Raw genomic sequence first — 15035 nt, 5'->3', positions numbered from 1 at the left:
TCCCCGAGTGCGTACGACAGTCGCAGATAGCCGGAGGGGCCGAACGCCTCGCCGGGCACGACGGCCACCTCGGCCTCGTCGAGGATGAGGTCGGCGAGCTCGAGCGACGTGTCGACGCGCGTGCCGTTCCACTCCCGGCCGAGCAGACCCGTGACATCCGGGTACACGTAGAACGCGCCCAGGGGTGTCGGCACGGTGACGCCCGGGATCTTCGACAGCTCCTCGACGATGATCCGCCGGCGCCGGTCGAAGGCCTCGCGCATGGCCTCGGCGGCATCCTGCGGGCCGGTCAGTGCCGCCAGGGCAGCGCGCTGGGCGATGTTGTTGACGTTCGAGCACAGGTGGGACTGCAGGTTGCCGGCGATCTTGATCGCGTCGGAGGGGCCCACCATCCAGCCGACCCGCCAGCCGGTCATGGCGTAGGTCTTGGCGACGCCGTTGACGAGGATCGTCTGGCCGGCGAGCTCGGGGACGACCTCCACGATCGAGGCGGCGCGTTCACCGTCGTAGACGAGGTTCTGGTAGATCTCGTCGGTGATGACCCAGATGCCGTGCTCCAGCGCCCACGCGCCGATCGCCGCCGTCTCTTCGGGGGAGTAGACCGCGCCGGTGGGATTCGACGGCGAGACGAACACGAGGGCGACCGTGCGGTCGGTGCGGGCCGCATCGAGCTGGTCCACCGTCACCTTGTAGTCCTGGTCGGCGCCGGCGAACACCTCGACGGCGGTGCCGTCGGCCAGCGCGATCGCCTCCGGGTAGGTCGTCCAGTACGGGGCGGGCAGGAGCACCTCGTCCCCGGGGTTCACGACGGACTGGAAGGCCTGGTAGACGGCCTGCTTGCCGCCGTTGGTCACGATGACCTGGGCGGGTGAGACCTCCAGGCCCGAGTCCCGGCGGGTCTTGTCGACGATCGCCTCGCGCAGTGCCGGCAGCCCCGCCGCGGGGGTGTAACGGAAGTTCGCCGGGTCGCGCAGGGCTTCGGCGGCGGCATCCACCACGAACGGCGGCGTCGCGAAATCGGGCTCGCCGGCCGCGTACGAGATCACCGGTCGTCCCGCCGCCTGCAGGGCTTTCGCCTTGGCGTCGACTTTCAGCGTCGCCGACTCGGCGATGGCGGACAGTTTGCGGGAGACGGGCGCGCGTTCGGTCACCATCCCGAGGATACTCGTGACGGCGGGCGCGGCCCAGCGGATGCCGCGGTGTCCACCGAATGGGGGACACCGGTTACGACGGATGACGGCTGGTCAGGCCGGCGCGGCGCCGGAAGACTGCAACTGTGATCACCGCATACCTCGGATGCGCGGCGCGTCGGTTCGCCCGGACCGACCTGGCGGCGGCGTGGGGCCGTCCGCGTTGGGGAGCGCCGACCCGGCCGAGGTGTCTCGGAGAGGGGGCGCCCGGAAACGGGTAGACCGACGCCGAGTGAGCGCCGCGCGAGATTAGGGGGGCAACCTTCTCGCGCGGCGCTCGTGCGAGCCGCCCCCTAGCCTGGACCAATCATGAAGAAGATGCGCTGGTGGGACGTGGCCATGGGTGGCGGCCTCGTCGTTGCGACGATCGTGAGCGTCATCGACGCGCGGCCGCACGTGGAGTGGGCGCCGGTGGCCGCCGTGGCCGGTCTCGTCATGCTCGGCATCGCGTATCTCGTGTTCGGGCGCCCCGCGCTGCGTTCCGGGCAGCCGGCGGCGGTGTGGCCGTTCGCGACGGCGGTGACGGTGGCGTTGCTGATCGGCGATATCGGTAGCCCGTTCGTCGCGCTCATGTCGGCGGTGACCTACCCGGCGTGCTGGATCATCGCCCGCACCCGGCGGGCGGCAATCCTCGCGACCGTCGCGTTCGGGACCGCGGTCATCGTGGGGACGCTGCTGTGCCTCGGGCTGACGCCGCCGGGGATCATCACGGCGAGCCTGAGCGGCGGGCTTGGCGCTGTCTTCTCGGTCGCACTGGGACTGTGGTTCCGCAACATCCTCGACTACGGCGCCCAGCGTGACCAGCTCGTGGGGGAGCTGACCGCCGCGCAGGCCGAGGTCGAGGTGCTCAGCCGTGAGCGCGGCGCGGCCGATGCTCGGGAACGGATCGCCCGCGACCTGCACGACACCGTCGCGCAGACCCTCGCGGGTCTGGTGATCCTCGCCGAGCGGGGGAGCCGTCAGCTGGCCGACGGCCGGACGGAGGCGGCATCCGACAGCATGGCCACGGTCGAGTCGCTGGCCCGTGATGCGCTACGTGAGGCCCGGGCACTCGTCGCCTACACGGCGGCGGTGTCGTCCGAGACGGCGTTCGCCGAGTCGGTGCACCGGCTCGCCGACCGGTTCCGCGTCGAGGTCGGGCTGGCCGTCGACCTGCACGTGGCTGCCGATGACCCGATCGACCGCGAGACGCAGATCGTCGTGCTCCGGTGCGCACAGGAGGCCCTCGCCAACGTCCGCAAGCACGCGGGCGCCTCACGCGTGCGGATGTCGGTGAACACCGGCACCGACCGGTCGGCGCGACTGGTCGTCGTCGACGACGGACGTGGCTTCGACCCGGAGACCGTCCACGCCGGCTTCGGGCTCGAGGGCATGCGCGACCGGGTGTCGCTGGCCGGCGGCAGTTTCCGGGTCGACACGGACGACGGGCGGGGTACGACCCTCACGGTCCGCCTCCCCGGCTCCGCGCCCCCTCCCACCCCCGCGTCGCTCGACGACGCTCGACACCGAGAGGCACTGCCATGATCCGACTGGTCATCGCCGACGACCACCCGATCGTGCGGGCGGGCCTGGTGGGCCTGCTCGACGACGAGCCCGGATTCGAGGTCGTCGGGGAGGCCGCCGACGGGGAGGCGGCGGTGCGGGTCGTGGAGCAGACCCGTCCCGACGTGGTGCTGATGGACCTCCGGATGCCGGTGCTCGACGGTGTGGGCGCCACGACGCGGCTGACCCGGTCGGCCACTGCCAGCCGCATCCTCATCCTCACCACGTACGAGTCCGACGATCAGATCCTCGCGGCCATCGAGGCCGGCGCCAGCGGGTACCTCCTGAAGGCCGCGCCGCAGGACGAGATCGTCGCCGGCATCCGCTCGGTCGCTGAGGGGCAGACCGCCCTGTCGCCCCAGGTCGCGGTGCGGCTCGTGGAGCGGATGCGGCAGCCCGCGGCCGCGTTCACCCTCAGCGACCGGGAACGCGACGTGCTGCGGCTGGTGGCCTCCGGGCGCAGCAACAAGCAGATCGCGACGGCGCTCGGCATCGGGGAGTCCACCGTCAAGACGCACTTGCTGCGGATCTTCGACAAGCTGGGCGTGAGCGACCGCACCCGGGCGGTCACCCTCGCGATGGAGCACGGCCTGCTGCGCTGAGACATGCATCCGCGCGCCCCGGGGCGGGTGTGCCCCGGGACGCGCGAGGGTACGTCGGCCTCAGTCGGCGTGAGTCGGCCTCAGTCGGCGTCGGCGAGGTACCGGCGGTACGCCTCGGTGGTCAAGAACGCGGGAAACGCGGTTCCCAGCGCCACCTCGCGGAACACGTCCGCGGCGTCGTCGAAACGGTCGCCGTCGCGGCGGTCCACCTCGCCGAGAACCCGGTCGATCGACTGCTCGACGTAGGCGGCGGTGATGTGCGTGCCGTCTTCGGTGTGGCGATCCTGGTGGATCCACTGCCACACCTGCGAGCGGCTGATCTCGGCGGTCGCGGCGTCTTCCATGAGGTTATCGATGGCCGCCGCCCCGATGCCGCGCAGCCACGATTCGATGTACCGGATCGCCACCGACACGTTCGCGTGCACGCCCTCGGCCGTGACCGGGAGGCCGATGTGGCAGTCGATCAGCTGCCGAGCCGTCACGTGCACGTCGTCGCGCCGGCGGGCGACCTGGTGGGGCTCGTCGCCCAGCACGGCGTCGAACTCGGCCATCGCCACCGGGATGAGGTCGGGGTGGGCGACCCAGGTGCCGTCGAACCCGTCGCCGGCCTCGCGCTTCTTGTCGGCGGCCACCCGCTCGAATGCGCGCGCCGTCACCTCGGGGTCGCGGCGGTTTGGGATGAACGCGCTCATGCCGCCGATCGCGTAGGCGCCTCGCTTGTGGCATGTCTGCACCAGCAGGTCGGTGTAGGCACGCATGAACGGAACGGTCATGGTCACCTTGTCCCGGTCGGGCAGGACGAACCGGGCGCCCCGGCCGCGGTAGTTCTTGATCATCGAGAAGATGTAGTCCCACCGTCCCGCGTTGAGCCCGGCGCAGTGGTCGCGCAACGCGAACAGGATCTCGTCCATCTCGAACGCGGCCGGCAGGGTCTCGATGAGCACGGTCGCCCGGATCGTCCCGTGCGGGATGGCGAGGTGCTGCTCACTGAACGTGAACACGTCGTCCCACAGCGTGGCCTCTTCCGCGCTCTCCAGCTTCGGCAGGTAGAAGTAGGGTCCGTGGCCGTTCGCGATGAGCTGCGTCGCGTTGTGGAACACGTACAGGCCGTAGTCCACGAGCGAGCCGGAGGCCGCGAGCGTGCGACCGGTGCGATCGGTGAATCGCAGGTGCTCCTCGGGGAGGTGCCAGCCGCGCGGACGCATGACGATCGTCGGGGTGCGCTCGGCGGTCACCGCGTACTGCTTGCCCTCGGGGGAGGTGTACGACAGCTGCCCGCGGATCGCGTCGAACAGCGACAACTGGCCCTCGATGACGTTGCGCCACGTGGGGCTCGTGGCATCCTCCTGGTCGGCCAGCCACACCCTCGCACCGGAGTTGAGGGCGTTGATGGTCATCTTCGGGTCGGTCGGCCCGGTGATCTCGACACGGCGGTCCTCCAACCCGGGACCGGCGCCGGCCACCCGCCACGAGGGGTCGTCGCGGATGTGGGCGGTGTCGCTGCGGAAACTCGGGTCGTGACCGTTCCCGATCTCGAAGCGGTGGCGCATCCGGTCGGCGAGCCGGTCGTGGCGCCGTCGCGCGAAACGCTCGTGCAGCGCGGCCAGGAACTCGAGTGCGGCGGGGGTGAGGATCTCGTCGTAGCGAGGGCGGAGTGCGCCGGCGATGGCGATGCCAGGAGTGTGGGTCGTGGGCGGGGATGCCGTTGCGGTGGCGGTCATGAGTGTGTCTTCCTGTGTCGGTGTCGTGCGGGGCGGGCGGGTCAGTGGAACTGTGCGGCCTCGGTGGAACCGGCCAGCGCAAGGGTCGCGCTGTCGGGGTTGAGCGCCGTGGAGATGACGTCGAAGTAGCCGGTACCGGCCTCGCGCTGGTGCCTGGTGGCGGTGTAGCCGTGCTGTTCGGCGGCGAACTCGGCCTCCTGCAGGGCGACGTAGGCCGTCATGCCGCTGTCGGCGTATCCGCGGGCCAGGTCGAACATCGAGAAGTTGAGCGCGTGGAACCCCGCCAGCGTGATGAACTGGAAGGCGTACCCCAGTTCGCCCAGCTCTCGCTGGAACGAGGCGATCTGGGCGTCGTCGAGGTGCCGCTTCCAGTTGAAGCTCGGTGAACAGTTGTAGGCGAGGAGCTTGCCGGGGTGGCGGGCGTGGATCGCTTCCGCGAACGCCCGCGCCAGTTCGATGTCGGGTTCGCCGGTTTCGACCCAGAGCAGGTCGGCGTAGGGGGCGAAGGCCAGACCGCGGCTGATGACGGCATCCAGTCCGGGACGTACCCGGTAGAACCCCTCCGAGGTGCGCTCGCCGGTCGTGAACTCCTGGTCGCGCGGGTCGACGTCACTGGTGAGCAGGTCGGCCGCGAGCGCGTCGGTGCGGGCGATCAGGACGGTGGGGACCCCCGCGACATCGGCGGCCAGCCGCGCTGCGTGGAGCGTACGGATGTGCTGCTGGGTGGGCACCAGGACCTTTCCGCCGAGGTGCCCGCACTTCTTCTCGCTGGCCAGCTGGTCCTCCCAGTGGATGCCGGCGGCGCCGGCCTGGATCAGGGACTGCGCGAGTTCGTAGGCGTTGAGGGGTCCGCCGAAGCCCGCCTCGGCGTCGGCGACGATGGGCGCCAGCCAGTCCTGCCTCAGCTGTCCTTCGGCGTGCTCGAGCTGGTCCTGGCGCAGCAGCGCGTTGTTGATGCGCCGGACGACGGCGGGCACCGAGTTGGCCGGGTAGAGGCTCTGGTCCGGGTAGGTCTGCCCGGCGAGGTTGCCGTCGGCGGCCACCTGCCAGCCCGACAGGTAGATTGCCTTCAGGCCGGCGCGCACCTGTTGCACGGCCTGCCCGCCGGTGTAGGCGCCGAGCGCGGCCAGGTAGTCCTCGGTGTGCAGCAGGTTCCACAGGTTCTCGGCCCCGCGGCGGGCGAGGGTGTTCTCCTCGCGGACCGAGCCGCGCAGGCGGATGACGTCGTCGGCCGTGAAGGTGCGTTCGATGCCGTCCCAGCGGGGGTCGGTGTCCCAGGTCTCCTGCAGCTGGGCCGCCGTCTGGCTCTGGTCGCCGGTGCGCAGCGGGGGCTGGCCGGAGGGGGTGTGGATCGTCATGGTGCTTCTCCCGTGGTGGATGCCGGCGAGACCCGGCGGGTGGTCATGTCTCCACTTTGAGTGAAGATGCCGCCTTCGCCTGGCGATTCGCAGTGTGAAGTTTGATCAAACTTCTTCTTCTGTGACAGAATCGCCGACATGACGACCGTGGACGAGCCGCCGACGGACTCCGAAGAAGCCGATGCGCTGACGATCGGGCGGCGGATCCGCCAGTTGCGCGTCGCGCGCGGCATGACCCTCGACGACCTCGCCACCGCCGTTGACCGGGCGCCGAGTCAGTTGTCGATGATCGAGACCGGAAAGCGCGAACCCAAGCTCACGCTGCTGCGTTCGATCGCGAAGGCGCTGGGGAGCACGCTCGACGCGGTGCTGGAGGCAGAACCGCTCGACGAGCGGGCGACGATGGAGATCTCGCTGCAACGGGCGATGAGGGGGCAGACGTTTCAGACGCTCGGGATCGCGCCGTTCCGCATCGGCAAGTCGATCCCCGACGAGGTGCTGCGGGCGTTGCTGTCGTTGCAGGGGGAGATCGAGCGGCTCGGCGACGAGCGGTCGGCGACACCCGAGGAGGCGCGGCGGGCGAACGTGGAGCTGCGGCACCTCATGCGCCGGCAGGACAACTACTTCGCCGACCTGGAGGCGCAGGCGGGCGCCGTGCTGCAGGCCGTGGACCACCCCGGCGGGCCGCTGACGCAGCGCACGGCGAGCGACATCGCCGCGCAACTGGGGTTCAGTCTCCACTACGTCCCCGACCTGCCACCGTCGACGCGCAGCGTCGCCGACCTCAAGAACGGGCGGCTGTACCTGTCGAGCACGGTGCCCGCGAAGGGTGATTCGCGCACCGCCGTGCTGCAGGCGCTGTCGAGCCGGATCCTCGGGCACAGCGAACCGCGCTCGTACGCGGAGTTCTTGCGGCAGCGGGTGGAGACGAACTACCTGACCGGCGCGATGCTCGTGCCCGAGGCGCACGCGGTCGGGTTCTTGCGGGATGCCAAGGCTCGCCGGGCGATCTCGATCGAGGATCTGCGTGACGCGTACTCCGTCTCGTACGAGACCGCGGCGCACCGGTTCACGAACCTTGCCACGCAGCACCTGGGCATCCCGGTGCACTTCTTGAAGGTGCACGAGTCGGGGACGATCACCAAGGCGTACGAGAACGACGACGTGAACTTCCCCGCCGACCGGCTCGGATCGATCGAGGGGCAGTTGTGCTGCCGCCGCTGGACCAGCCGGGTGGTGTTCGACGTTCCGGACAAGTTCAACCCCTACTACCAGTACACCGACACCGGTAACGGCACGTACTGGTGCACGGCGCGGGTGGAGACCTCGAGCGAGGGTGCGCACTCGGTGAGCGTCGGGGTGCGTTTCGACGACACGAAGTGGTTCATCGGCCGGGACAGCACCAACCGGGGGGTGTCCCGGCACGCCGTCGAGGTGTGCTGCCGCCGCCCGCCGTCTCAGCTGGAGGCGCAGTGGCGCGATCAGGCGTGGCCGAACGTGCGCACACCGCGGACGCTGTTGGCCACGCTTCCGTCGGGCTCGTTCCCAGGAGTGGACACGACCGACCTCTACGGCTTTCTAGAGGAGCACGCCCCCGCATCTTGATCCGTGCGTGCACGCGGCTATTCCAGTTGCGACATCTTCAGCCCCATCGACAGCAGCAGCAGATCGTCGGGGCTGTTCGGGTTCAGCGCGGTGAGTTCGTGGATACGACGCAGTCGGTAGCTGACCGTGTTGGGGTGCACGTGCAGCACCTTGGCACTGTTGGCGAGGTTCAGCCGGGAATCGAAGAATGTCTGCAGCGTGTCGACGAGGTCGGTGCCGCGGGCCGCGTCATAGGCGCGTACCGGGTTGAGGACGTCTTCGATCAGTGCCCGTGACAGCGGACTCGCGCGCCCGATGTGCTCCAGCAGCACATCACGGAAGTGGGTCGTGGTGGCGAATCGCTGCCGGTGCAAGCTGATCTGCGCGGCTTCGGCCGCCTCACGGTAGCCGATTGCGACCCCGGCGAGTCCGTCGTGCCGGCGCGCGAGCCCGAGCGTCACGTCGGCGAATCGCGCGGCGACCTCGGCGAGGCGGGTGTGCACGTCGGTGTCGGTGGGCGACCCGCCGGTGGGGTACACGACGATCAGCTCGTGCTCCCGGAACCCGATCGCGAGCTGACCCTCGTCAGCGCGGTGCGCTGCCCGCAACTCACGCAACATGCGTCGCAGGTCGGCGCTGTCGGGGCGGGCCCGCGGCTCCCACGCGGCGACGACCACGATATGCGGTCCCGTCAGCCCGTCGGCGATTCGCTTCATCCGGTCCTCGACGGCGGGCCCGGAGGGCTCACCTCCGAGCAGTGCATCGAGCAGATCACCGCGGAGCACACCTCGATCCGAGGTGACCCCGCCCAACTCGGCGAAGTAGGCTTCCGAGATCACCACCGACGTGTGATCGACGTGACCCATGATCCGATCGACGATGTCGAGGCTTGCGCGCACCTGAACCGGATCGGTCGCATCGATCGTGGCCTTGACCTCCTGCCACAGCATCCGCCCCCACAGCCGGTAGGCCTGCAACACCGCGGCGAGCGACACCCCCTGGTGGAACCGGCGCTCCGCGCTCTGTCGAACCTTGCGGTCGAACACCGGGTCGGTCTCGACTCCGCGGGAGATATGACTGACCATCGTCGTCATCAAGCGCAGCGAGTGCGGCAGCACGTCGTGCTCGATGACCTTCTCGTCGAGCCGGGCGTAATCGGGGATCTCGGTGCGGTACCGTTCGACGATGCGCTGACTCAACCGCGGCGCATCCTCGATGCGCCGCATGATCTTGACGATGGGGTCGCTCGGCGAATCGGTAAGAGGTGTCTGGTACATCGCGGGGGTCATGTCGGCGTTGACGGTGGCCGGCCGCGCCAGGCGGGAGGTGCGGATGCCGTTGCGACCGGTGCGGCCATTGTGGCACGAATGATGCCTGGCTGCCGCGCCTTTTCGGCACGGCAGCCAGGCATCCCGCTTACAGTTCCAGGTGCTTTCGTCGCGCCGCGAGGACGAACCCGCCGATGAACGCGGCGGCGATCACTCCGATGATGACCAGGGCAGACGACACTTTGCCATCGATCAGGCCCGGCAGGTTCGACAGCGCGAGGAACACCACGAGCACCAGGGAGGCCAGCGCGATCCCCGGGGCCACGACGGTGCGCCACACACTCAGACCCGCAGTCCCCGCCCGCCGCTCCCTCGCGAAGAACACCAGCACCGCGAGGGTCGTTCCCGCCAGCAGCACGACGAACCCGATCGTCGTGGTGCCGGCGAACCAGGCGTAGACGGTGTCGCCGTCGAGTCCGATCAGTGCTGCCGCGATGATGAACACCACCGCGATGATCGACACGACCGCCGACGCGGTGTGCGGCGAGCCGTGCCGGCTGTGCGGCACCGCGAACTTCTGCGGCAGGGCACCGCGGTTGGCGATCGTGAACCCGTAGCGGGACACGATGTTGTGGAACGACAGCACGCACGCGAACAAGCTCGTCACGAACAGCACCTGGATGATGTGCTCGGCGACCGTGCCCAGATACGTCGCCGTCGCCTGCGGCAGCATGCCCACCGGGTTCTCGGCGGCGAACTCCTCCGCCGCGCTGTCGCCGAACGCGGTGATCAACGCCCACGTCGAGATGACGTAGAACAGGCCGATGAAGATCACCGCGGTGTAGGTCGCCCGTGGCACGGTCTTCTCGGGGTCGCGCGCCTCGTCGCGGAAGACCGCGGTCGCCTCGAACCCGAGGAAACTGAGGAAGGCGAACAGCAGTGCCAGCCCGGGCGCGCCCGACACGATCAGTTCGGGCTGCAGCCAGGCGGTCGACGGGCCCTCCGGGCCGCCGTTGGCGAAGACGACGGCATCCAGCACCAGCACGATCAGCACTTCGGCGATCATCAGGACGCCCAGCACCCACTTGGACACGTCGATGTTGCGGTGTCCGAGGATGGCGACGCCGACGATGGCCAGGACGGCCCACACCGCCCAGTGGATGTCGATGTTCCACGACGAGAACAGTGACTGGGCGCCGCCTCCGAGCAGGCCGTACACGGCGATGACCTCGCACATGTAGGCGAGCAGAGCCATGAACGCCGCCCCGAAGCCGATGCGGCGCCCGAGCCCTTTTCCGATGTACGAGTAGAACGCGCCCGCGTTCTTGACGTACGGGGTGAGGGTGGTGAACCCGACCGAGAACAGCAACAGGATGATGGTGCAGGCCAGGAAGATCGCGGGGAACGCGGCACCGTTGCCGTAGTCGATGCCGATCGGTACGGTTCCGCCCATCACCCCCAGGGGAGACGCCGCCGCCAGGACGATGAAGACGATCGCCCACATCCCCAACGACCCGCGCAAGCGGTTGTTTCCTCCGGTGTCTGGGGGTACGTCGGTGCGCGGTGCACGGGGGGTTGTCTCAGCCATCGCGAACTCCTCATGTCGTTGTGTGTTGATTGCACGTTGGTGGAACCGATGTAGCTTCGCGTGACCCCGAACGTAGAAAGACTCCCGACGCTTGTCAGCGCGCGAATCCTCAGTAAACGCAGCGTCGATTTGTGGGACCCGCAAACCGCCAGGCTGGGCCGCCGCCGGCCGTGGCGCGCACGATTCCTCAGTAATCGCGACCGCTATTCGTGAGAACGGCAATTGCTCGCTGCGGGGCCGTGCCCGAGCCTGGTCGGGTCCGAGTACACCGAGAAGGTGCCGCGCCGCCCACTCGCGCCGGTCGCGGACCGAAAGGACTCACCATGACAACCGTCGCCCCCGACATCACGCCGATCCTCACCCGCACCCCGTCTCTGCTGATCGACGGAGCGCTGGTGGAGTCCAACTCCGAGCAGACTCTGTCCGTGCTCGACCCCGCCACTGGGGCGCAGATCGCCGTCGCCGCCAGCGCCGATGCGGTCGACGTCGACCGTGCCGTGCAGGCCGCTCACCGCGCCTTCCAGTGGGGTGCGCCGTGGCGGCGCATGAGCGCGCTCGATCGCGGACGCGCGATCGCCCGGCTGGCGCGCCTGGTCGAGCAGCACGCCGACGAGCTCGCCGAGATCGAGGTGTTCGACGGCGGGTGGCTCCGCGGGGCGGCGCGAGCGGTCGAGATCGACCTGACGATCCGCCACCTCGACTACTTCTCGGGCTGGCCGACGAAGATCGAGGGGAACACGATCCCGGTCTCGATGCCCGACACCATGGTGCGCACCGAACGTGACCCCGTCGGGGTGGTCGCCCAGATCGTCCCGTGGAACTATCCGCTGCTGATGGCGGTGTGGAAGGTGGCGCCCGCGCTCGCGGCGGGGTGCACGATCGTGCTGAAGCCGGCCGAGAACACCCCGCTGGTGGCCATGCGGCTCGGTGAGTTGGCGCTGGAAGCCGGCATCCCTCCCGGGGTGCTGAACGTCCTTCCCGGGCTGGGCACCGTCGCCGGGGCGGCGCTGGTCGAGCATCCCCTGGTCGACAAGGTCGCCTTCACGGGGTCGACGGCAGTCGGTACCGCGATCGCCGCCCGCTGCGCCCCCGCCGTCAAACGCGTTACCCTGGAGATGGGCGGTAAGAGCCCCAACATCGTGTTCGCCGACGCCCCGCGGGCGCGTGCCATCGCCGGCGCGGCGAGCGCGATCTTCTTCAACGCGGGTCAGGCGTGCTCGGCCGGGTCACGACTGTACGTCGAGCGGGCCGCGTTCGACGAGGTCGTCGACGGCCTCGCCGAGGCGGCGGGCTCGATGACCGTCGGTCCCGGACGCGACGACGCGTCGCAGCTGGGTCCGCTCATCAGCGCGCGCCAGCAGCAGCGGGTGCGCGGCTACATCGACGACACGCTCGACCGGGGCGGGCGCCTCGTGACCGGGGGCAGCCACACCCCAGACGGGGTCGATCCGGACGGCTTCTTCGTGCGGCCGACCGTGCTGGCCGACGTCACCGACGACATGCCCGCCGTCCGCGAGGAGATCTTCGGACCCGTCGTGGTCGCGCAGCCGTTCGACTCGCTGGAAGAGATCGCCGCGCGCGCCAACAATTCCCCGTACGGACTTGCCGCCGGTGTCTGGACCCGCGACATCGGACGCGCCAACCGTCTGGCATCGATGCTGCGCGCCGGGTCGGTGTACATCAACATGTACGGCGCGACCGACGCGGCTGCCCCCTTCGGGGGGTTCAAGCAATCCGGCTATGGGCGTGACATGGGGCACCAGAACCTCGAGTCATATCTGGAGACGCGTACCGTCTGGACCAACCTCGATCTTCCCGACGGATCGGCGGACTGAGCCCGCCCGACGCGGACGGCACCCCCGGAACCCGCCATGAACGCACCGCCGTCTATCTCCGTGGAGACCGCGAGGACGGCGACCATGCGGCGCGCCCGCCTGCTGATCGTCATCACGCAGATCGCGGCGATGACGTCGTGGTTCTCGGCCTCGGCCGTGTCGGATCAGCTCGCCGTCGCACTGGACGCCGGGGACAACCGAGGCCTGCTCACCTCGGCCGTGCAGCTCGGTTTCGTCGTCGGCGCGCTCGCCTCGGCGGCGCTGAATCTCCCCGACCGTGTGTCGGCGTCACGCCTGTACGGCCTGGGGGCGCTGGCGGCGGCGCTGATGACAGTGCTGGTCGCCGTGGTCGCCGACACCCTCGCGGCGGGGGTGGCGTTGCGGTTTCTCACCGGTGTCGCCCTCGCGACCGTGTACCCGGTGGGTCTGAAGCTGATGGCGTCGTGGGCGACGCCGGCCGAACGCGCACGTGCGATCGGGTTTCTGGTCGGGGGGCTCACGGTCGGGTCGGCGCTGCCGCAGCTGATCCGCGGATTCTCGCTGCCGTCGTGGCAACTCGTGCTGCTCGTCGCCGCCGCCGTCACGGCCATGGGTGGGGTGGTGGCGCTGTGGGCGATCCGGGTCGGTCCGAACGTGCTTCCCGCGGCCGGTGCGCTGAGCCCCGACTACGCGCTGCGGATGTTCGCCGAGCGGTTGCCGCGGCTGGCGAACGTGGGCTACTTGGGCCACATGTGGGAGCTGTACGCGCTGTGGGCGTGGATGCCGGCCTTCCTCGTGGCCAGTGTCGCCGCGCACGGCTCCGTCGCGGGGCCGGGTGTGCACACGGTGGCGTTTGTGGCGATCGGGCTGGCGGGGTTCGTCGGGTGCGTTGTCGGCGGGTGGGCAGCGGATCGGTACGGTCGTGGCCGCGCGGCCGCCGCCGCACTCGTGGTGAGCGGTGCCTGCTGTCTGCTTTCACCGCTGTTGTTCGTGCTGCCGTTGCCCGCGCTGGCGGTGGCGATGCTGGTGTGGGGGGCCGCAGTCATCGCCGACTCCGGTGTTTTCTCCACAGCCCTCAGCGAGGTTGCCGACCCGCGTCGGGTCGGCACCGCATTGACGGCGCAGACGGCGTACGGGTTCTTGCTGACGATCGTGTCGATCCAGGGGGTGGAACTGCTGGCGGGGGTCGTGACCTGGCAGTACGCCTTCGTCGTGCTCGCGGTGGGGCCGGCGATCGGCGCCGTCGCGATGATCAGGTACGCCCGATCGCCCCGGCCGGCCCACTCGAGGCCACTGCTTTCCACACACCGACCCTCACCCCTCAGAGAGGACGACATGAAACAGATCCTGCCCGGCGCTACCGCATCGTTGGAGCGCGTCATCGGGGACGACGACATCGCACTGTTCACCCGGATCAGCGGTGACCACAATCCGTTGCACTACGACGCCGAGGCGGCGCGTGCCTCGCGATTCGGCGAGATCGTGGTGCAGGGGGGTGTCACGAGCGCCATCCTCAATGCGGTCGTCGCCGAGCAGCTGCCGGGGCCGGGGACCGTCTTTCTCAACGTCAACTGGGACTTCAAAGCGCCGGTGCGCCCGGGGGACACCATCCGCGGTGAGGTCGAGGTGATGGAGGCGCGTACCGACAAGCCGATCGTGAAGCTCGCGACGCGCGTCGTCCGTGGCGACGGTGTGGTGGTGCTCGACGGTACCGCCGTGACGTACACGATGGATATCGAGTGATCGGCGGCGGGCGGTGACGTCCGTCGAGACCACCGTGGCGCAGCGGGTGAGGCTGTCGTGCCGCGCCGCCGCGGGACGGTGGGGTGCGCGCGCGGCCCCGACGCCGTTGGTCGCCCACTGGCCGCGTGCTGACGTCGGGCATTTTCAGTGCACGACGGTGCGGTCGCGTGGGCCGGTGGGCTGGTGGGTGACCGACGAGCTGGGGTTGACCGACCGCGGGGATCTTGTGACGTGGTGGACGGTGCCGGTGTGGTGGGCCGCGGTTCCTCGCATCCGGTGGGGCGGGCTCGCGTGGGGCGGTGAGGTTGCGCCAGCGCGCGTCGGGACGGCCCGGGTGTGGTTGACCGAGCGGGCCGGCGAGGCCGAGGTCGTCCGGCGCAGCGGCGACGGCACGACCGCGCGGTTCGCGTTGAGCGATCTGCTGTCGGCGCCCATGGCACCGGAGCCTCCGCGCGCGTAGGAACTCCGCCGTCCTAGAAGGGTGGTGTGTCGGGCTCGGGGTCGCTAGGTGTTCTATGCAGCGAGGTTGGTGACAGCTGGGTGGGTGGCGCGGCTGATGGGTGCTCTGCCTCCGAGTGAGCTGTGTGGTCGATCGTAGTTGTAGTGGTCGAGCCAGGCTGTCAGC

At 69.7% G+C, this 15035-nt stretch carries 12 protein-coding genes; 6 read left to right on the top strand and 6 right to left on the bottom strand.

Translation table 11 applies throughout. From position 1 onward, the window contains the following. The coding region (locus ACK5KK_RS14460) for a pyridoxal phosphate-dependent aminotransferase (protein WP_416890786.1) at window positions 1-1151 on the bottom strand (1151 nt) is incomplete at its 3' end. Window positions 1152-1499: 348 nt separating this feature from the next. On the opposite strand from ACK5KK_RS14460, the gene ACK5KK_RS14455 reads away from it, so the two are divergent. Together ACK5KK_RS14455 and ACK5KK_RS14450 are read left to right on the top strand one after the other, a co-directional pair. Continuing rightward, entirely contained in the window at window positions 1500-2714 is a 1215-nt protein-coding gene (locus tag ACK5KK_RS14455) for a sensor histidine kinase (RefSeq protein WP_416890785.1), read from the top strand. Then, window positions 2711-3334, top strand: a complete 624-nt coding sequence (locus tag ACK5KK_RS14450) for a response regulator (protein ID WP_416890784.1) — start codon at window positions 2711-2713, stop codon at window positions 3332-3334. Before ACK5KK_RS14455 ends, ACK5KK_RS14450 begins: the two co-directional genes overlap by 4 nt. 80 nt (window positions 3335-3414) lie before the next feature. Here the strand turns inward: ACK5KK_RS14450 and aceB are convergent, their stop codons facing one another. Both aceB and aceA read right to left on the bottom strand, forming a co-directional pair. Beyond that, a complete protein-coding gene (gene aceB, locus ACK5KK_RS14445; RefSeq protein WP_416890783.1) occupies window positions 3415-5055 on the bottom strand; it encodes a malate synthase A in 1641 nt (546 codons plus the stop codon). Between the two features lie 41 nt (window positions 5056-5096). Next, complete coding sequence (aceA, locus tag ACK5KK_RS14440) at window positions 5097-6413, bottom strand: isocitrate lyase (protein ID WP_416890782.1); 1317 nt, start codon at window positions 6411-6413, stop codon at window positions 5097-5099. Between the two features lie 138 nt (window positions 6414-6551). Between aceA and ACK5KK_RS14435 the strand changes: the two genes are divergently transcribed. Further along, window positions 6552-8018, top strand: coding sequence for a helix-turn-helix domain-containing protein (locus ACK5KK_RS14435; RefSeq protein ID WP_416890781.1), 1467 nt, complete (start codon window positions 6552-6554; stop codon window positions 8016-8018). 17 nt (window positions 8019-8035) lie between these two features. On the opposite strand, the gene ACK5KK_RS14430 is transcribed toward ACK5KK_RS14435, so the two are convergent. Together ACK5KK_RS14430 and ACK5KK_RS14425 are read right to left on the bottom strand one after the other, a co-directional pair. After that, window positions 8036-9286, bottom strand: a complete 1251-nt coding sequence (locus ACK5KK_RS14430) for a PucR family transcriptional regulator (protein WP_416890780.1) — start codon at window positions 9284-9286, stop codon at window positions 8036-8038. Between the two features lie 127 nt (window positions 9287-9413). Then, a complete protein-coding gene (locus tag ACK5KK_RS14425; protein ID WP_416890779.1) occupies window positions 9414-10853 on the bottom strand; it encodes an APC family permease in 1440 nt (479 codons plus the stop codon). Window positions 10854-11176: 323 nt separating this feature from the next. Here ACK5KK_RS14425 and ACK5KK_RS14420 point away from each other — a divergent pair, with 323 nt between their 5' ends. Genes ACK5KK_RS14420 through ACK5KK_RS14410 form a run of 3 tightly spaced genes read left to right on the top strand, consistent with a single transcriptional unit; the run spans window position 11177 to window position 14870 of the window. Then, window positions 11177-12688, top strand: coding sequence for an aldehyde dehydrogenase family protein (locus ACK5KK_RS14420; protein ID WP_416890778.1), 1512 nt, complete (start codon window positions 11177-11179; stop codon window positions 12686-12688). Window positions 12689-12748: 60 nt separating this feature from the next. Next, complete coding sequence (locus tag ACK5KK_RS14415; RefSeq protein WP_416890777.1) at window positions 12749-14410, top strand: MFS transporter; 1662 nt, start codon at window positions 12749-12751, stop codon at window positions 14408-14410. A 13-nt stretch (window positions 14411-14423) separates the two neighbouring features. Further along, on the top strand, window positions 14424-14870 hold the full coding sequence (locus ACK5KK_RS14410) for a hypothetical protein (RefSeq protein ID WP_416890776.1): 447 nt from the start codon (window positions 14424-14426) through the stop codon (window positions 14868-14870). 53 nt (window positions 14871-14923) lie between these two features. On the opposite strand, the gene ACK5KK_RS14405 is transcribed toward ACK5KK_RS14410, so the two are convergent. Beyond that, entirely contained in the window at window positions 14924-15034 is a 111-nt protein-coding gene (locus tag ACK5KK_RS14405) for an integrase core domain-containing protein (protein WP_416890787.1), read from the bottom strand. Between the last annotated feature and the right edge of the window lies 1 nt (window position 15035).

The sequence above is a fragment of the Microbacterium sp. genome, from assembly GCF_047972865.1.
Taxonomy (GTDB): Bacteria; Actinomycetota; Actinomycetes; order Actinomycetales; family Microbacteriaceae; genus Microbacterium.
The sequence above is the reverse complement of the archived record's forward strand: the minus strand, read 5'-3'. Positions and strand labels throughout refer to the sequence as shown.